Source organism: Tepidanaerobacter syntrophicus (genome assembly GCF_001485475.2).
GTDB classification, from domain to species: domain Bacteria; phylum Bacillota; class Thermosediminibacteria; order Thermosediminibacterales; family Tepidanaerobacteraceae; genus Tepidanaerobacter; species Tepidanaerobacter syntrophicus.
The window spans coordinates 239,869-258,679 of record NZ_DF977003.1; the positions used below are offsets into that span (position 1 = coordinate 239,869).

At 37.9% G+C, this 18,811-nt stretch carries 20 protein-coding genes; 16 read left to right on the top strand and 4 right to left on the bottom strand.

Annotation, left to right across the window (positions count from 1 at the left end; translation table 11 throughout):
* The first annotated feature begins 13 nt into the window (after positions 1–13).
* On the top strand, positions 14–1,324 hold the full coding sequence (locus TSYNT_RS10005; protein ID WP_059033654.1) for a hexokinase family protein: 1,311 nt from the start codon (positions 14–16) through the stop codon (positions 1,322–1,324).
* A gap of 44 nt (positions 1,325–1,368) precedes the next feature.
* Here TSYNT_RS10005 and ald read toward each other — a convergent pair whose 3' ends face one another.
* Positions 1,369–2,493, bottom strand: coding sequence for an alanine dehydrogenase (gene ald / locus TSYNT_RS10010; protein ID WP_059033656.1), 1,125 nt, complete (start codon positions 2,491–2,493; stop codon positions 1,369–1,371).
* A 313-nt stretch (positions 2,494–2,806) separates the two neighbouring features.
* Here ald and TSYNT_RS10015 point away from each other — a divergent pair, with 313 nt between their 5' ends.
* Positions 2,807–3,190 (top strand): ArsR/SmtB family transcription factor, encoded by a 384-nt coding sequence (locus TSYNT_RS10015; protein WP_059033658.1) that lies wholly within the window; start codon positions 2,807–2,809, stop codon positions 3,188–3,190.
* A 26-nt stretch (positions 3,191–3,216) separates the two neighbouring features.
* A complete protein-coding gene (gene uvrC, locus TSYNT_RS10020) occupies positions 3,217–5,034 on the top strand; it encodes an excinuclease ABC subunit UvrC (protein WP_059033660.1) in 1,818 nt (605 codons plus the stop codon).
* On the opposite strand, the gene TSYNT_RS10025 is transcribed toward uvrC, so the two are convergent.
* Both TSYNT_RS10025 and ltaE read right to left on the bottom strand, forming a co-directional pair.
* Positions 5,028–6,581 carry a methyl-accepting chemotaxis protein gene (locus tag TSYNT_RS10025; RefSeq protein ID WP_238142699.1) on the bottom strand — a complete coding sequence of 518 codons (1,554 nt, stop codon included), beginning with the start codon at positions 6,579–6,581 and terminating at the stop codon, positions 5,028–5,030. The genes uvrC and TSYNT_RS10025 overlap by 7 nt on opposite strands.
* Before the next feature lie 20 nt (positions 6,582–6,601).
* The gene (gene ltaE, locus TSYNT_RS10030; protein ID WP_059033662.1) at positions 6,602–7,648 is read right to left on the bottom strand and encodes a low-specificity L-threonine aldolase; all 1,047 of its coding nucleotides are present in this window, start codon (positions 7,646–7,648) and stop codon (positions 6,602–6,604) included.
* Positions 7,649–7,831: 183 nt separating this feature from the next.
* Between ltaE and TSYNT_RS10035 the strand changes: the two genes are divergently transcribed.
* Positions 7,832–8,233 (top strand): Asp23/Gls24 family envelope stress response protein, encoded by a 402-nt coding sequence (locus TSYNT_RS10035; protein ID WP_059033665.1) that lies wholly within the window; start codon positions 7,832–7,834, stop codon positions 8,231–8,233.
* Between the two features lie 96 nt (positions 8,234–8,329).
* On the opposite strand, the gene TSYNT_RS10040 is transcribed toward TSYNT_RS10035, so the two are convergent.
* Positions 8,330–9,748, bottom strand: coding sequence for a PIG-L deacetylase family protein (locus tag TSYNT_RS10040; RefSeq protein ID WP_059033667.1), 1,419 nt, complete (start codon positions 9,746–9,748; stop codon positions 8,330–8,332).
* Between the two features lie 155 nt (positions 9,749–9,903).
* On the opposite strand from TSYNT_RS10040, the gene TSYNT_RS10045 reads away from it, so the two are divergent.
* Genes TSYNT_RS10045 through minE form a run of 12 tightly spaced genes read left to right on the top strand, consistent with a single transcriptional unit; the run spans position 9,904 to position 18,802 of the window.
* Positions 9,904–10,293, top strand: a complete 390-nt coding sequence (locus tag TSYNT_RS10045) for a NusG domain II-containing protein (RefSeq protein ID WP_059033670.1) — start codon at positions 9,904–9,906, stop codon at positions 10,291–10,293.
* Positions 10,294–10,332: 39 nt separating this feature from the next.
* Positions 10,333–10,836: a Gx transporter family protein gene (locus tag TSYNT_RS10050; RefSeq protein ID WP_059033672.1), complete on the top strand. Its 504-nt coding sequence runs from the start codon at positions 10,333–10,335 to the stop codon at positions 10,834–10,836.
* A 41-nt stretch (positions 10,837–10,877) separates the two neighbouring features.
* Positions 10,878–11,129, top strand: a complete 252-nt coding sequence (locus TSYNT_RS10055; protein ID WP_059033674.1) for a DUF4321 domain-containing protein — start codon at positions 10,878–10,880, stop codon at positions 11,127–11,129.
* Between the two features lie 12 nt (positions 11,130–11,141).
* On the top strand, positions 11,142–11,720 hold the full coding sequence (locus tag TSYNT_RS10060; protein WP_059033676.1) for a Maf family protein: 579 nt from the start codon (positions 11,142–11,144) through the stop codon (positions 11,718–11,720).
* Positions 11,721–11,760: 40 nt separating this feature from the next.
* Positions 11,761–12,441, top strand: coding sequence for a RadC family protein (gene radC, locus TSYNT_RS10065; protein ID WP_059034313.1), 681 nt, complete (start codon positions 11,761–11,763; stop codon positions 12,439–12,441).
* 45 nt (positions 12,442–12,486) lie between these two features.
* A complete protein-coding gene (locus TSYNT_RS10070; protein WP_059033677.1) occupies positions 12,487–13,518 on the top strand; it encodes a rod shape-determining protein in 1,032 nt (343 codons plus the stop codon).
* Between the two features lie 23 nt (positions 13,519–13,541).
* Positions 13,542–14,375 carry a rod shape-determining protein MreC gene (mreC, locus tag TSYNT_RS10075; RefSeq protein WP_238142701.1) on the top strand — a complete coding sequence of 278 codons (834 nt, stop codon included), beginning with the start codon at positions 13,542–13,544 and terminating at the stop codon, positions 14,373–14,375.
* Positions 14,372–14,875 carry a rod shape-determining protein MreD gene (gene mreD / locus TSYNT_RS10080; protein ID WP_059033682.1) on the top strand — a complete coding sequence of 168 codons (504 nt, stop codon included), beginning with the start codon at positions 14,372–14,374 and terminating at the stop codon, positions 14,873–14,875. Before mreC ends, mreD begins: the two co-directional genes overlap by 4 nt.
* A gap of 15 nt (positions 14,876–14,890) precedes the next feature.
* The gene (gene mrdA, locus TSYNT_RS10085) at positions 14,891–16,966 is read left to right on the top strand and encodes a penicillin-binding protein 2 (RefSeq protein WP_059033684.1); all 2,076 of its coding nucleotides are present in this window, start codon (positions 14,891–14,893) and stop codon (positions 16,964–16,966) included.
* A gap of 54 nt (positions 16,967–17,020) precedes the next feature.
* Entirely contained in the window at positions 17,021–17,665 is a 645-nt protein-coding gene (minC, locus tag TSYNT_RS10090) for a septum site-determining protein MinC (RefSeq protein WP_238142702.1), read from the top strand.
* Between the two features lie 25 nt (positions 17,666–17,690).
* On the top strand, positions 17,691–18,503 hold the full coding sequence (gene minD / locus TSYNT_RS10095; protein ID WP_059033687.1) for a septum site-determining protein MinD: 813 nt from the start codon (positions 17,691–17,693) through the stop codon (positions 18,501–18,503).
* A 17-nt stretch (positions 18,504–18,520) separates the two neighbouring features.
* Complete coding sequence (minE, locus tag TSYNT_RS10100) at positions 18,521–18,802, top strand: cell division topological specificity factor MinE (RefSeq protein WP_059034315.1); 282 nt, start codon at positions 18,521–18,523, stop codon at positions 18,800–18,802.
* Positions 18,803–18,811: the final 9 nt, after the last annotated feature.

An 18,811-nucleotide genomic window follows, 5' to 3' on the forward strand; every position in this document is an offset into this window, starting at 1 on the left:
AGAGGTGATGTGATTGCAAAAAACAAAGCAAGAAGTTAAAGAGTTTTTGAAGCAATATTCTATGAGCTATGAAGAAATAGACATAGAAGAGAATTGTAAACTGTTTGTAGAAGAAATGGAAAAAGGTCTTAAAGGAGAGGCTAGCTCCCTCCAGATGATACCCACGTACATAAGTCTTGGGGAAAAGGTGCCTTTTAATGAACCCGTTATAGTCTTAGATGCCGGTGGGACTAATTTTAGAGTTGCGGGATGCTATTTTGATGAAGAAAAAGGACCGATTATCGAAAATTATAAGTCCTATCCTATGCCCGGCGTTGAACGAGAAACATCTAAAAAAGAATTCTTTGAGACAATTGTAAATTTCATGAAGCCATTGCTTGATTACAGTAAAAAAATAGGATTTTGCTTTTCATATCCTACTGAGGCTCTTCCTAACAAAGACGGGAAGGTTCTACAATTCAGCAAAGAAATAAAACTCAGCGAGCTCATAGGAGAGGCAGTGGGCGAAGGCTTGTTAAAAGCCTTAAAAGATGCGGGGTTTTCCGATGATAAAGAAATAGTTGTTTTAAACGATACAGTTGCTACACTCCTTGGAGGCAAAGCTACATACCCGGACCGATTGTTTTCGAGTTATGTAGGTTTCATCTTGGGCACCGGAACAAATACGTGCTATGTGGAACAGAATAAAAACATAAAAAAGCTTCCGGATATTCAAAATAAATTAGGTTCTATGATAATAAATATTGAGTCCGGCGGGTACGCAAAGGCCCCACAAGGCGTAATTGACAAAGAGTTCGATCTTCAGACAGCAAATCCCGGCTCTTATACTTTCGAAAAAATGATTTCCGGAAGATATCAAGGAGGCTTGATTTCTGCTGTAGTGAAAAAAGCTGCAGAAGATAAGCTTGTTACAAAAGAATTTTCCGACAGATTTGACAAAATTGGCGAAATTACAGCGGTGGATATTAATGATTTCTTGTACTACCCCTATTCAAAAAGCTTACTTTCCACTTGCTGCCTTGAAGATAGCAACGATGCCATAGTTTTATATCATTTAATCGATACAATTATTGAAAGAGCCGCAAAACTCACTGCTATAAATCTTTCAGCAATTTTATCTAAAACCGGCGATGGAACAAATCCGTGCAAACCTGTTTGCATAACTTGCGAAGGTTCTACCTTCTATAAATCAAAATTATTTAAAGATAAACTCGTTTACTACATGAAAGATTATCTAAATGACAAAAAGGATATGTATTTTGAATTTGTGCGAGCTGATAATTCAACGCTTATAGGAGCAGCTATTGCAGGTTTGATGAATTAACTAAAAACTCTGTGCTAAAAAATTTTTTAGCACAGAGTTTTAGATCAAATTTCTTTTATCACTGTTTCCAGTGGATAATAGGGGAGATTATGGGCGTTTGCAACTGCCTCATATGTGATTTTTCCATTTAAGACATTTACACCTTTTGCAAGAGCAGGATCTTCTAAAACAGCCTGTTTCCACCCTTTGTCGGCTATCTTTAAAAGATAAGGCAAGGTAGCATTGGTCAAGGCAAGAGTTGATGTGCGCGGTACTGCGCCGGGAATATTTGAAACCGCATAGTGAATTACACCGTGTTTTACAAATACCGGGTCAGCATGGGTTGTTGGATGATCTATGGTTTCAACACAACCTCCCTGATCTATGGCAACATCTACAATGACACTGCCGGGCTGCATGTTTTTGACCATGTCTTCAGTTATAAGCTTGGGTGCTTTAGCGCCGGGAATCAGAACCGATCCTACTACAAGATCTGCGGTCTTTAGCGCCTCAGTTATATTTAAACGATTTGAATATAGTGTTTCAAGTCTACCCATGAAAAGATCATCAAGGTATCTTAGCCTGTCCACATTTACATCTATTACTGTAACATGAGCGCCAAGACCCATTGCTCTTCTAATAGCACCTGTGCCCACAGTTCCTGCTCCAACCACAACTACTGAACCGGGAGTAACTCCCGGGACACCTTCTAAAAGAATTCCCTTGCCTCCTCGAGTTTTTTCAAGATATATCGCACCTTCCTGAATGGCCATGCGGCCTGCAATTTCGCTCATGGGTGTTAACAAAGGAAGACTTCTATCACTGCGCTGAACCGTTTCATAGGCTATTGCAGTAACTCCTGAATCGACAATAACTTTAGTTAGCGCTTCGTCGGCTGCAAGATGCAAATAACCGAAGAACACCAATCCGGGTCTTAAGTATTTATACTCCGACTCGTGGGGCTCTTTAACCTTTATCACTAGCTCACTTTTCTCCCACACAGTTGAGGCACTGTCAATTACTGTTGCCCCTGCAGCCTCATAACTTTCGTCAGAAAAACCAGACCCCAGACCTGCCCCTTTCTCAATTAGCACTTGATGGCCACTGGATATAAGGGCGTCTGTGCCTGCTGGTGTAATAGCCACTCGATTTTCTTGTTCTTTTAATTCTTTAACGACACCGATGATCATTTTTTTGCCTCCTCGAAAATTACAAACATTAAGCTTTAAGCAACATTTATGCATATTGAAAGTATATCAAAAAAATAATTGCTGCACCAGTAAGATTTAAAAAAAATTAAGGCAGGGGATACCTGCCAAAAAAGGGGGTTAATAATTAAGATGTATAAAAGGGGATTTAACGATCAAGTTTATTTTACCAGAAAAATTACAGCAGAAATTTGTGCAAAATGTGATGTTTTTGTGATAATGCGGTATAACGGAAGTGGAAACATCTTGCCAAGTTTGATATAATTCATGTGAATAAACTTTAGAGGGAAGCCAAATGGAGAATAATGATAATAATGTAAGCAAAGAAATTGATGTTTGTGAAGTGTTTAGTATTGAAGAAGATAAAGTCAGGAAACTTGCAGGTACTATTCCTGATATGGTGGATTTGGCAGATTTATTTAAAGTCCTAGCGGATGAAACCAGGGTAAAGATTGTATACTTGCTTTCAAAGGATGAATTATGTGTGTGCGATATAGCAACTCTTTTAAACTCCACAGTTTCAAATGTATCGCATCATTTGAGAGTGCTTAGAACAGCTCACCTGGTAAAATTCCGCAAAGAAGGTAAACAAGTATTTTATACATTAGATGACGAACATGTGGTTCATATTATAAAAGAAGGATTTGAACATGTAAACCATATTCATCGGGAAAAATAAAAGAGTTGCAGCAGGAGGAATAATTTATGTTTAATCCGGAGAAAATTGCAGAGTTTCCAGAAAAACCCGGTGTTTACATTATGAAAGATAAACGAGGAAGAATTATTTATATAGGCAAGGCTGTGTCTTTAAAAAACAGAGTAAGGTCTTACTTTCAGTCACCAAAAAACCTACCTGTGAAAGTTGCCTCAATGGTTCCGAAAATCGAAAATATTGAATATATAGTAACGGATTCAGAAGTTGAAGCACTTATCTTAGAATGTAATTTAATCAAGTTTAACAGACCGAAATATAATATTTTGTTAAGAGATGATAAGCAGTATCCTTATATCAAAATCGCAACTAGTCAACCTTTTCCGCGCCTGGAAGTTGTAAGAAGGGTAAAAAAAGATGGTGCTCGCTATTTTGGACCTTATGCCGATGTTGGAGCAATGAGGGAAGCTATAGATGTAATAAATAAAGTATTCCCTATTCGCAGCTGCAAAAAAGATTTAAGTCAGGTACCGCTAAAAGAAAGACCCTGCCTTAATTATTATATAAAACGCTGCCTTGCGCCGTGCCAGGGTTCGGTGGAACAAGAAGAATATGATGAAATGATAAAAAATATCATTATGTTTTTAGAAGGCAAGCAAGAAACTCTTATTAAACAATTAAGAGAAAAAATGGAAGAAGAAGCCGCAAAATTAGATTTTGAAAAAGCCGCAATACTTAGAGACCAAATATCAGCATTACAGAAAGTTCTTGAAGAACAAAAGATCGTATCTACTGACATGACTGACCAGGATATTATTGCAATGGCAAGAGGCATAGATACAGTATGTATTCAGGTATTTTTTGTAAGAGAAGGAAAACTCGTGGAACGAGAGCCATTTATCCTTAGCAATACCAAAGGGGCAGAGCGCAAGGAAGTTCTTACCGCTTTTGTAAAGCAGTTCTATAATAATACAAATTTTATCCCTAAGGAAATTATAATCGAAGAAGAAATTGAAGATAAGACTACAATACAAGAATGGCTTTATGGGAAAAAGGGTTCTAAAGTGTATATATCAATTCCTAAAAGAGGAGAAAAGAAAAAACTAGCTGAAATGGTAGCGGAAAATGCACGAATATACTTAGAACAAATTGAAAATAAAGATGAACGAGAGAAACTTAAAAACATGCAAGCACTTGAAGAACTGCAAAAATATCTTGGTTTAAAAGATATACCTCATAGAATCGAAGCATTTGATATCTCAAATACACAAGGGACAGAATCAGTAGCATCAATGGTGGTTTTTGAAGAAGGACAGCCTAAAAAAGAAGATTACAGGAAATTTAAAATCAAGACAGTCGAAGGGCCAAATGATTTTGAAAGCATGAGAGAAGTTATTTTTAGGCGTTTTAAAAGAGCGATTTTAGGCGATGAAAAATTTAACAATCTACCAGACCTATTGCTGATTGACGGAGGAAAAGGACAATTAAGGTATGCGCGAGAAGCTCTGAGGGAGCTAGGATTAGAGTCCATATTTACAATAGGACTTGCAAAAGAGTTTGAACATATTTTTGTAGAAGGAAAAGAAGAACCCATAGTATTGCCGGAAGACTCGGAAGCTCTTTATTTAGTTCAGCGAGTGCGAGATGAAGCTCATCGCTTTGCAATAACTTTTCATAGAAGTTTGCGCAGCAAAAGAAATTTAAAATCTGCTTTGGATGATATTCCGGGTATAGGAAAAGCCCGTCGATTAGCACTCCTTAAGACTTTTGGCAGTCTTGAGGGCATCAGACAGGCTTCTGTTGAAGAACTTGCCGGCGCACCAGGAATGAACAAAAAAGCTGCTCAGGCGGTCTATGACCATTTTCATTGATTAAGGCATATCCCTGCAGTAATTGCTCCAATAAATTGGCCATCTTTTAAAATTGGTGTTGCAACATTAATTGTTGGTTTTCCTGTAAGGGCTGAAATATACATTTTTGAGGTAAAATCCTGTCCATTTTTCGTAGATTTAAACCAGTCTCTAAAAGAAAAATCAGTTACTTCGGAAGGATTAGAGTTTGCTATACTTTTTCCGTGTTCATCTACGGTTATTATACCGGTAATGCCCGGAAATTCCTTCTTCAATTCATTAAAGATCCTCATATGTTCTTCTTTTTTCATTGAAAGCATCTCATTTGATTTTGCGTGTTTTTTAAGTGCATTAAGCAGTTTTAATTTTACTTCTTGCGATACATCATATTCCTTATTCTTTAACACTTTGCCAACATAGCCTGATATTTCGGATGAAACTTTCAAAAGACTCTCCGTAGAATTATTTATATTGTTCATTACAGCAGCTTGCTCCTCAGAAACTGCTGCAGTTTCCTGGAAAGCGGCAGAAATGTTTTCTGTAAGTGAGGAAAAATCCACAATTAAATTTTTGATATTTTCTGTAGCGGTAGCCTGATCTTTTGTGAGTTTGCTTATATGGTCCATTGATTTTAGCGTATTTTCGATTATTGTCGAAGTGGCTTGTAAAGAATTTTTTGTAGTATTTGCCTGTTCGGCCTCTTTTTTTATTTTATCAAAACTCGATACAATTTCCTCTGACAATTCAAGGATATTATTACTAATATTTTCAATATTTTCTCTGATTTCGCCGGCGGCGGATTGAGCGTTTATGGAGAGTTTTCGGATTTCATCAGCTACTACTGCAAACTGTTTGCCTGCATTGCCTGCTCTTGCAGCTTCGATTGCTGCATTTAAGGAAAGTAGGTTTGTTTGTTTTGCAATACTTTCAACGGAACCTATAATACCGCCTATTTTGTCTGCCTCTTGCTTTAAAAATTGGACTTTTTGGGCGGTGGCATTATTTTCTTCCGATGTGAGTTTAACTGAATTCACAAGGTTTTCAATTAGCTTAGATGTTTCGTTTAAAGATTTTTGAACTTCCTTATTCCCCAAGACTACATTGTCGGTTTCCTTAGCTATGCGATTAGAAAACTCGCTTAGATTTGCAACTTCATTTACGGCATTGGTGCATGCCTTTACTTGCTCTTCGGCTCTTTGAGCTATATGGCTAATAGTCTCTGCGACTTCTTGAGAAGCCTTGGCCGAAGTTTCAGTTTCTGAAGAAAATTTCTTGCATAATTCCTGCAACTGTTCTGAAGCTATAGAAAGTTCACCTGTAAGATGCCTCGTGTTTTGAGTGACGCCGGCAATTTCTTTGCAGAGCTTACCAAGAGCGCCGCCTTTTGCGATGTCGTCGAAATTTTGCCATAAGAGCCCTTCGTTAAATTGCTGAAGCCGTTTAATAATTGCTTCAATCTTATCATTTTCTCTTTTTTTACCAACGAGATATACAACCAAGAAAATTATGATAACTACTGCTAAAGCATAAATCATGTAAGTCCCCTTTAGTCCGTCTGAAAGTTGCAAAAGTAGTTCCCTCCTAAATTTCAAGATATGTGTTTCTTATCAAAAATCGATTTAATAGATTCTAAAGCTGTTTCGATATCGCTTCTGGCAATTCCATAATGAGTTACAAACCTTACAGTAGTTCCTCCTCCTCCGTTTATTTTAATTCCTTTTTCATAAAGTTTCGAAGAAAATTCATCAGCAGACATGTTCAGATTTGCTATATCACAAACTATGATATTTGTTTGAACCGTTTCCATGTCTATTTTAATTCCGGGAATATTACAAAGTCCCTCCGCAAGAAGTCTTGCATTTTCATGATCCTCGTTTAGCCTAGAAGGCATCTTTTCTAATGCTATGATACCTGCAGCTGCTAAAAATCCCGACTGCCGCATTCCTCCGCCGAGCATTTTCCTAAATTTCCGGGCTTTTGCTATAAAACTTTTTGTCCCTACTACTACAGAACCTACCGGCGCACACAAACCTTTTGAAAGGCAAAACATTACAGAATCTGCATATCTTGCAATTTGATTTACCGGTATATTCAAATATGTAGCTGCATTAAAAATTCTTGCTCCATCCATGTGTACCGGAATATCGTAATTTTTGGCAAGTTCATATGTATTTTGGAGAATATCCATAGGTATAACAGTTCCGCCTGCCCGGTTATGGGTATTTTCTACACAAATAAGGCTGGTCTTGGGTTGATGTATGTCATCGTTACGTATAGCGGCTTTAATGTCTGAAGGATCCATGGCGCCTTTTGTGCCTCTAATAAGTTTTGCCTGAACTCCTGAAAGCCGGCCTATACCCCCTACTTCATACGTTATTATATGAGACTTTTCTTCTAAAATTATCTCATCTCCGGGATTAGTATGCGTCATTACGCATATCTGATTGCCTTGGGTCCCGCTGGTTACAAACATAGCGGCTTCTTTGCCGAACATTTCAGCTGCCGTCTCTTCTAAATGGTTTACAGTAGGATCCTCGCCGTAAACATCATCTCCTACCTCAGCATTGTACATAGCGTCGCGCATTTCCTGAGTTGGTAAAGTTACTGTATCACTTCTAAGATCAATATAATTCATCAGAGATTCTCCTTAACTTGTTATTTGGTTCAAAATATTAATTCTACATAAAAATGGAAAATCCTTTCTTAATTCAAAAGTAAATAAGAAAAATCGCGAAATCAAGAAGGTTATTTACACATAGAGTCGAATATATTATATAATATAGTTAAGCAATAAATAATAACGAGGAGGCTTGGTAGTGTGAGTGGGAAAACATTTATCAATGAATCAGTTTTTGTGGAAATAGCAAAAGAAGCTATGCGTGAAGTCGAGGAAGTTTACAAACAAGGTAAAAAAGGCGGGTTAGCAGGTTTCACTCAGATGTTCGACAGGTTCACGCCACAAATATCAGTAAAGAAAACAGATCCTAGCGAACTGGAAGAAGGACCCGGCAGTGTTTCTTTTGAAGTAAGATTTTCTGTTATGTACGGCGTTAAAATTCCTGAAGTGGCAGAAAAGACAAGACAGAAGATTATCAGCGAAGTAGAGGCCTTAACAGGATATAAAGTAGAAAAAGTTGACTTAATAGTAGAGAAAATTGTAAGACCTGAGGAAATTCAGCAAGAAAAACCTGAAGAAGGAAAATTAGGAGAGCAAATATAATAAGAATAAAGGAAGAGATGGGAACCGAAAGGTTCCCATCTAAAATTTATCCTAAAGAGTTAAACAATTTTTCATATTTAGCTTGCGCAGCTGATTTTACTTTTCAAGCTTATAAATATTCCAAGACACTTTATCTGTTAAGTTATTTTTATATATTACATTTGCTCCCATAAATATATATCTTAAGCTCTCTTCTTGAGGTATTTTTACCTTTACCCAGAGAGTGTTTTTATTTATTATAGGATGATCTGTAATCACAGATTCCACGATTGAATTCGAAGCCTTTCTTACTTGCCTGAGCTTGCCATTAACTAAGGATAAATCAATCCTTTTTATACCTTTCTCGTAAAATAGCCTTAACTCAAAATTGTAAAGTACCTTATTTGAAATAGGTCCTAAGGATTCTAAACCAAGATACAGATCGTTATTGTATATAAAGGCTGTAAATTTTACTATGTCTGCACTTTTGTGAATCCTTTGGTTTAACAGGCCTCCTCCATTCATAACAATGAGAGGATGAGATATGTTCATTGGTGACAAATTGGGTTTGGAAGTTTCCTTAGGCACGATTATGGGAGCCTTTACTGCAAAAAGCTCATTTTTTCTAACAAATGTCAGCAGAAATGGTGCCGTAACTTTCATTTGTGATTTGTATTGCCTAATTGCCATTTCTTTGTTAAATTCTTCATTTTTATCCAGTGGTAAGCTTTGCCATGATGTATTACTGCTTTTAAGGTCTGAAGGAGGCAATAATGACTCATGCTTGTTTGAAACCATAAACCACGGAGAAGGCCAGTGAGGATAGTGGACGAGAAACATGTGTTCCTTTACCTTTAGATTCAGTGCATTAATGGTATATCGCGTAAAATTGCTTACTCCCCAATGATCAGGATGCATATCGTCTGCCATCGGATAGTATATATCTGTAGGCTTAAATGAAGCCATTATCTCTGCTAGGCAGTTTTCTAAATTTTGCCCTGTATATGCAATTTTAGGCTTGTATACATTACTATATGGAGAATATGCAACTTGCGTTCCACCACTGACTCGTGGCTTTCCATTGTCCCAATAATCGCTCCATAAAAATCTTATGCTCCCATCGGCAAATCCAAGAAATATTAAGTCTTCTTTAGGAAGACCAAGTTTTGCCATTGCCGACATACTTTCTTTTTGACGCTCCAACCCCAATTCATAAAAGTCATGGGGCATAGGGTTTTCGTTATCAGTAAATGCAATTGCAGACATTTTTGAGCTTTCTCCATCAGTTACAATTACGACCTTAATAGGTCTTTTTAAGTTAACAGCTTTTTGAATAATGCCGGCCGTTCCAAGAGATTCATCATCGGGATGAGGTACTATAATAAGGATTCTTTGTCCAGGATCAGTATTTTGTACGATATCAACTTTTGCGGAAGATACTAAGGGTACAGCTTCTGCTTTTGCGATTGGAAGTAATGTCATTACGAATATCAATGATAATATAACTGAATAATTTCTTGATTTTTTGAATATCATCTCAATTGTGTCCCCTGACTATTTATAATTTTGTTGTATAAATTATTATAACAAATTTACAAACCTTGATACATCCATTTTCCCCTTGTTTTAGATGGAATAAAATGTTACACTAAGCATATGAAATATACGGATTTGAACGAGTAGGGATTACCTTGATTACAAAAGGCGACAAAATACTTATTTGTGTTGTATTGCTCTTGTCATTTTTACTACTCGCAGCTTTCCAAATATTTGGTTTTGCAGCAGAGAAAACGTATGCTGTAATCGAGGTAAACGGGAAGCTATTTCAGAAAATCTTGCTTGGTGAAAATGGTTCTAACTTCAAACTGACTGTTCCTGCAGGAAATCATAAGAGTATAGTTGAAGTGGACAAAGATAAAGTACGTATTATATATTCAGACTGCCCTGACCAGGATTGTGTAAGGCAAGGGTGGATTAGCCGTCCTGGCCAAATTATTGTATGCCTTCCAAATAAGATAGTGATTAAAATAGTCAATGGCAATACCGGACATGACAATGATATAGATGGTGTAAGCTTTTGAACAAGTGACACAAATTTTATAAGAGGAATGAACCTGATAATGAAAAAAAGTTACAAGATGGTTTTTCTATCACTGCTTGTAACCATAGGCATAGTACTGCACATTTTTGAAAATATGCTGCCATTACCGTTTCCGATACCAGGTGCAAAGTTAGGCCTTGCAAATATTATATCGCTTTTGGCAATAGTGCTTTATGGTTATAAAGATGGTCTTGTTGTTTGCGTATTGCGATGCATTTTAGGTGCGGCTCTTTCCGGCTCATTTTCTAGTTTACTTTACAGCTTAAGCGGAGGGATTTTAAGCACTATAATTATGGCAGGAGCATACAAATATTTTAAAAATATATTCAGCCTGGTTGGAATAAGTATCCTAGGTGCTGTCACTCATAATTTTGTACAAATTACCGTAGCAGCGATTGTCCTTTCTACTTTTGGACTTTACATTTATCTGCCGTATTTAATGATATTGGGCCTTATTATGGGCCTGTTTACAGGACTTGCAGCTGATTTTGTACGGCGCAGTCTTCCCGCATTTTTTTATTAGAATATTTTATTATGATATAACGATGAAAGGGCAGGTAATAAATGAAAAGAAATCGCTATAATCCCTCGATTCTAATCATTGTTTTACTAGTAGGGCTTCTTGCCGGTGGAGCTTTAGGCCAAGCATTAAACGATACCGTTCCTGTTCTAAACAAGGGGATTCATGTAGGCCTTTCGACCACCAACCTAAACTTAGGCGTTATAAGTATTGTTTTTGGTTTTGATATAGCGCTTAGTTTGGCAGCGGCAATAGGTCTTATTGTTGCAATTATTTTGTATCAACAGATGCAATAAAGGAGTTTAAAGATGTTAAAAAGTTTAATTCTAGCGTCTGCATCTCCCAGGAGGCAGGAGCTATTAAATCAAATAGGCTTAAAATTTATTACAGATCCAAGCGATATAGATGAAGATATGCCGGCTACAGCTGATTTTGGAAATTTAGTAGCAGAGCTTGCTCTTAGGAAAGCCTTGGCTGTCAGTGGAAAATATGAAAACGGGATAATAATAGGTGCTGACACGATAGTAGTTTTAGATAATGAAATCTTCGGTAAACCTGCTGACAGAAGTTGTGCAAGAAAAATGCTGAGTCGCTTAAGTGGCTGCTGGCACAGTGTTTTTACTGGGGTTGCTTTAGTAGATGCAGCTACCAGTCATAGCATAAATCAATTTGAAGAAAGCCAAGTCAAATTTAAAAATCTTACTGAATCAGAAATTCAAAACTACATAGATTCCGGTGAACCTATGGATAAAGCAGGAGCTTATGGCATCCAGGGAAAAGGAGCACTTTTTGTGGAAAAAATTTGCGGCGATTATTACAATATAGTGGGCTTGCCGCTGTTTAGATTAAATAATATGCTCAAATCTTTTGGAATAAATTTACTATAATAGGTTATAATAGGAGGTCAAACCCTTGGGTAATGATGTCATGATAAAGAATTTGCCGCCTGAAGAACGCCCACGGGAACGTTTATTGAAGTATGGGGCTAAAGCGCTAAGTAATGCCGAGCTTTTAGCTGTTTTGATAAGAACAGGAACTCGCCATGAATCCGCACTGGATGTGGCACATAATATATTACAAGGCGATATGGGCAAAAGCGGGCTTGACTATGTTGTTGATGCTAGCGTAGAGGAACTTTCGAAAATAAGAGGAATAGGAAAAGCCAAAGCCATTCAAATAAAAGCAGCAGTTGAACTGGGCAGAAGAATATCTTCTCATAAACGCAAAGAAAAATTTACTATAATGACTGCTCTAGATGTAAAGTATTTACTTATGGAAGAGATGAGATTTCTTGAAAAAGAGCATTTTAGAGCGATATTACTAGATGTAAAAAATCACGTTATATCCGTAGAGGAAATCTCAGTTGGGACTTTAAATTCTTCAATTGTACATCCCAGGGAAGTTTTTAAACCTGCAATAAGAAGGAGCAGCGCTTCTATTCTTTTGGTGCACAATCACCCAAGCGGAGATCCAACACCTAGCAAAGAAGATATTGAAATTACTAAAAGATTGGTAGACGCCGGAATGATTTTAGGCATAAATGTCCTAGATCACATAATAATCGGCAATGATTCTATTTTTAGTTTAAGGGAACGAAATCTAATGTAAAAACTTGAAAGACTATGTTTGTGTAAGAAGGAAAGGGGAAAATGAATGGGTTTTTTTAGCATATTTTCAAATGATCTTGGAATTGATTTAGGTTCGGCAAATACTTTAGTATATGTAAAAGATGCAGGCATTGTTATAAACGAACCTTCTGTAGTTGCAATCCAGCGTGACAGCGGAGCGGTTTTAGCCGTAGGAGAGGAAGCCAAACTAATGATTGGCCGCACGCCCGGTAATATAGCTGCTATAAGACCTATGAGAGATGGGGTTATAGCTGATTTTGACATAACAGAGAATATGTTAAGATACTTTATTTCAAAAGCACTTAAAAGCAGGCACTTCATTAAACCAAGAGTAGTGGTAGGCATACCTTCGGGAGTTACCGAAGTCGAAAAAAGAGCCGTAATCGATGCTACGCTTCAAGCAGGTGCTCGTGAGGCTTATTTGATAGAAGAACCTATGGCGGCTGCAATAGGTACAGGCCTTGAGGTATATGAGCCGGCAGGAAATATGATTGTCGATATAGGAGGGGGCACGACCGAGGTTGCAGTCGTTTCACTTGGGGGCATTGTTACCAGCAGATCTATACGTATAGGCGGCAATGAAATGGATGAAGCTATTTCCTATTATGTCAAAAAAGAGTATAATCTTATGATAGGCGAGCGCACAGCAGAAGAAATTAAAATAGAAATTGGTTCTGCCGTATTAGATAAAGATATAGAGAATATGAGCGTGCGCGGACGCGACTTAGTAACTGGTCTGCCCAAAACGATTTCAATAACTGCAAAAGAAATCAATGGTGCATTAGAAGAAACCGTAAATAGTATTATCGATGCAATTAAGACAACCCTTGAAAAAACTCCACCTGAACTTGCAGCTGATATAATGGACCGGGGGATAGTTATGACCGGCGGCGGTTCTCTGCTTACAGGCCTAGACAAAAAAGTAAATCAAGAAACCGGTATGCCTGTCCATATTGCCGATGAACCGATGAATTGTGTAGTTATGGGAACGGGTAAAGTTTTAGAAGAATTGGATACACTGAAACGCGTATTGATTTCACCTAAAAAAGTAGGTTAAAGGTTGTGGTGTTCTTGCGACACTTGTCTAGTAATCGAAGGTGGCTTATATGGATTTTAGCGTTAATTATGTTAGTTACTATAATTAGCATAACACTGCAGAAGAATGATGTTTTTAGGGCTATAGAAAATCCTATATTGACTTTCCTTAGCCCTATCCAAAAAGCGCTTTCGACAGCCGGATTTAGTATAAAGGAAAAAATCGAATTCATACCGCAAATTTTCCAACTAAAAGAAGAAAATGAAGCTTTAAAGAAGCAGGTAGCAGAATTACAGCGCTATAAGCAAAATCTTCTAGAATATCAACGGGAAAATGAAGACTTGCGAAAACTGCTGGGCCTGAAAGAGAAAAACCTTCAATTTGACCTTGAAACAGCTGAAGTAATAGGGAGAGACTCTGACGATTGGTTTAATATCATACTAATCGACAAAGGAAAAAACCAAGGTATAGAAAAAGACATGGCGGTTATTACAAATGACGGACTGGTTGGCTGCATTATAAGCGCTACTGCAAACACCTCTAAAGTTATGCTTATCACTGATGAGCGAAGTGCTGTAAGCGCTATGCTTCAGAGAACGCGGGATAATGGAATAGTAAGAGGAAGCATAAACGAAGTACAAAAAGGCTATTTGGAAATGGATTTTTTATCTAAGGATGCTAATATAGCAAAAGGCGATATAGTAATTTCTTCCGGCCTTGGGGGGATAATTCCAAAAGGTATTGTTGTAGGTGAGATTGTCGAAGCTCAAAAGGAATCACATCAGCTTACTCAGTACGCCATAATAAAACCTGCCGCAGATTTGCTAAAACTTGAATGGGTTTTTGTTGTTAAAAGCGAAAAGGGGGCTGCCCAATGAGAACTTTAGTGTATGGTTTGCTAATTATTGTTCTTACTGTTATTCAGGCAACCTTTTCAAACTTATTCGGAGCTTATACAAGCGGCCTTAATCTGCCGCTAATTTTTGCTTTTTGTCTTTCGATGGTAAAAAATGAAAGATCGGGTTTTACAGCAGGCTTTATAAGTGGATTTTTACAAGATGCGCTTTTTGGAACTTTTATAGGCATGAATACAATAGCAACTTCAGTGTCGGCTTACATTGTAGGTCTTAGTTCTAAAAACCTCTATAAAGGTAGAGCGGTTATAACTATGATGTTAGTCTTTATAGGCTCTGTCATTTTTAAGTTTATTTTTGTAGTTATTGCTCTTTTTACCGGCCAGTTGACAAGTTCTCCCCAATATATAATGTCGGCAGTTGTTTTGCCGCCTTTCGCGAATATGATCATATCTCCTTTAATTTACTTATTGACTTATAGAATAGAAGACTTTTTTGACTTCTACTTTAATCTAAAATACTAATCTTGAGGGATTTTTATGGACGTAAAAAAACTCCAAAAACGTCTAAATATTATACTTGGCGCCGCTCTAGTAATTTTTTTAGTGCTTTTAATAAGCCTCTCTAATCTTCAAATAATAAAAGGCGATGAATATGAGAAACTTGCGGAAGAAAATAGAATTAGAATTATTCCAATAACGGCACCGCGGGGAATTTTCAGAGACCGGTATGGCAGAGAATTAGTAAATAACCGGCCGAGCTTTACGGTTTCATATATGAGCATAAAAGCTGAGGAGTCTGAACAAGAAGAAGTTTTTAAGACTTTAAGAGAAATTCTGGATATTCCTCTTTATACTGATATATCAAATCAAGAATATACTGTTAGTAAAGATGGCGAAATATTTCTAAGTAAATTGCCGGTGGGAGACGCTGACGGCAATGGAAAAATTGATACCTCGGATATTACAGTGATAGATGGAGAAAATGGAGAAAAAATTCCAATAAATAAAGCAGATTTAAACACAGGAAAGCTCGTAATCGATAAACCTGCCGGAACCCGGCTTCTTGTGTCATACAAATATGACACATTAAAGAACAAGGTTAGGGGTCAAGGCTATAAGCCTGCAAGACTCAAGACAGACGTAGATTTTCAGACTATCGCTGAAATAGAAGAACGCCGCCTTCCCGGAGTAGTTATAGAAGTAGAGCCTTTAAGGAACTATGTTTATGGAAATACAGCATCTCATGTTTTTGGCTATGTAGGAGAGATAAGCCAAGAAGAGTTAGAGGCAGACAAAGACGGTACTTACCGCCCTGGGGATGTAGTAGGTAAAATGGGCTTGGAAAAAGTGCTTGAACCCTATTTAAAAGGCACAGATGGCGGCCAACAAGTAGAAGTCAATGCATCCGGAAAACCGATAAAAGTTCTTGGTGAAAAGGCTCCTGCACCCGGTGACTCCGTAAATTTAACTCTTGATATTAAATTGCAGCAGGTTGCTGAAACTGCCCTAAAAGAGCAGTTGATAAAGCTCCAGACAGACAAATATAAACCATATCCAAATGCCAAAAGAGGGGCGGTAGTAGCACTTAATGTAAAAACAGGTGAAGTCTTAGCTATGGCCAGTGTTCCGGATTTTGATCCAAATATGTTTGCAACAGGAATAAGCCAAAAGGAATGGGAAGAAATATCAAAGAATCCACTTAACCCAATGCTGAACCTTGCCATTAGCGGCACATTCCCACCGGGTTCCGTTTTTAAAATGGTTACTGCTACGGCTGCCTTGGAAGAAAAGGTAACTACCGAAAAAGAATATATTAGAGATACAGGTGTTTACTGGACTATTTTGCCGAAGAAGTGCTGGAAGGCAGGGGGCCATGGTCTCGTAAATATGGAAAAAGCTATTGCCCAATCCTGTAATGTATACTTTTATGAAATGGGCCGCAGAGTGGGAATAGATAACCTTGAAAAATATGCAAAAATGTATGGCCTAGGCAGTCTTACGGGAATAGAACTTCCAAATGAAAAAGCAGGAACTGTCGCAAGCCGTGAATACAAGAAAAAAACCTTTAGCAATCCTCAAGATCAAATATGGTACCCTGCCGAGACGCTAGATGCCGCTATCGGCCAGGGATATCAAAGCTTTACACCTATTCAAATTGCAACCTATATTTCGGCTGTTGCAAATGAAGGCTTTTGGATGAAACCTCATTTAATTAAATCCATAGTTGATTCAAACGGCGACACAGTTCTAGAGAAGAACCCAGAGATCGGCGGTAAAGTTGATGATGTTTCGAAGAAGACTTTTGAAATAATCAAAAAAGGCATGCGCGCAGCTGCACTGCCTGGAGGAACAGCTTCAAGCGTTTTTGCAAAATTTCCTATTTCAGTGGCTGCAAAGACCGGTACTGCTGAATGGGATGTAAGAAAAGACCCTCATGGTTGGTTTGTAGCGTTTGCTCCTTATGAAGACCCTGAAATCGCCGTGGCTGTATTTATTGAACAAGCAGGCTCAGGAGGAACTACCGGTGGACCTGTGGCAAAAGCAATATTTGAGGAATACTTTCATCTTAACGATAAGACTGATACAGCGGAAGACTATCTTGTTCAACCGTAACTGGAATCCCAAGATTCTGTTTATTTGCAATCAAAAGAAGGATTTGTTACATTTTTGAAGAATAAAGTAATTAAAGCGCTGCTATTTGGAGGGATTTGCGTGAAAAACGATCCTGTTGTTATTAAGGGAACAAAAGAAGGCATCAGTATAATACTTGATGACAGTTTGGAATTTGATGATTTACAAAAAGCGCTTTACGAAAAACTCAAAAACAGCCGCAATTTTTTTTCTGGAGGAAATGTGCGAATACAAGCAAAAAATCGGAATTTATCAAATGAGGAGTATGAAAAATTGCAAAAATTGTTTACAGATTTTGGAATGAATTTACAAGAAGCCAGCTCTCCTAAGACCATGATATTTCCAAAACCGAATAAAAGCAGGGTTCTTCTGCTAAAAAAGACCATACGCTCAGGGCAAAAAATTGCTTATAACGGGAGTGTGGTTATTTTAGGGGATGCAAACCCCGGCAGCGAAATTATTGCAGCAGGCGATATTCTAGTTATGGGCACTCTTCGCGGTATGGCTCATGCCGGCGCTGATGGAGATAGCAGCGCTGTTGTAACGGCTTTTCGACTAAAACCGACTCAACTGAGAATAGCAGGTGTTATCGCAAGACCTCCGGAAGAACGGGAAGACGGACCTTTGTTTCCTGAAATAGCACGCTTGAAGAATAATGTTATAGTGATAGAACCGCTGTGATTTTAAATAAATGGGAGGGGCATTAATGGGAGAAGTAATAGTTATTACATCTGGAAAAGGCGGTGTAGGGAAAACCACAACAACCGCAAATTTAGGAACCGGCTTTGCACTGTACAAACAAAAACGAGTTGTGATGTTGGATGCCGATATAGGCTTGAGAAATCTCGATGTAGTCATGGGTTTGGAAAATCGCATAGTATACGATCTTGTTGATGCAGCAAATGGAATATGCCGCACAAAACAAGCATTAATAAAAGATAAACGCTTTGAAAACCTTTATCTTCTTCCCGCAGCGCAGACAAAAGACAAAACAGCAGTAAGCCCTGATCAAATGAAGAAAATATGTGAAGAGCTGAAAGAAGATTTTGATTATGTATTAATTGATTGTCCTGCCGGAATTGAACAAGGTTTTAAAAATGCAATTGCAGGCGCAGACAGAGCAATAATTGTTACAACTCCTGAGGTTTCTGCCGTAAGAGATGCCGACAGAATAGTAGGTTTGCTGGAAGCAGCAGGCTTTGAAGAGCCAAAACTTATAATAAATCGCTTAAGACCTGATATGATAAAACGCGGCGATATGATGGACGTGGACGACATGATAGATGTTCTAGCCATCGATTTACTTGGAGTTGTGCCTGAAGATGAAAAGATAGTAATTTCCACTAATAAAGGCGAACCTGCAGTGGCCGATGAGACATCTAAGGCAGGGCAGGCCTATAGAAATATAGTTCGACGCCTTGAAGGCGAAGATGTGCCGCTAATTACTGAAGAAAAAACCGAAGCAGGATTTTTAGAAAAACTAAGGCAATTTTTTGGCTTAAAGGCTCACACAAAATAAGAGAGGGTGAGTTTTTGATGGATTTTTTCAAATTTTTCAAGAAAACCAGTAGTTCAAGTAAAGATATTGCGAAAGAGCGATTGCAATTGATATTAGTCCATGATCGCGCTAATGCCTCCCCAGAATTTCTTGAAATGATAAAAGGGCAACTCGTAGATATGATCTCAAACTATATGGAAATTGACAAAGAAGGCATAGAAATTAAACTTACAAGCATGGAAAGTGAAGATAATGTGGAAGTTCCGGCTCTGGTTGCAAATATTCCCATAAAAAAAGTGAAACACTCATCCAAGTTCTAAAGGAGGAAG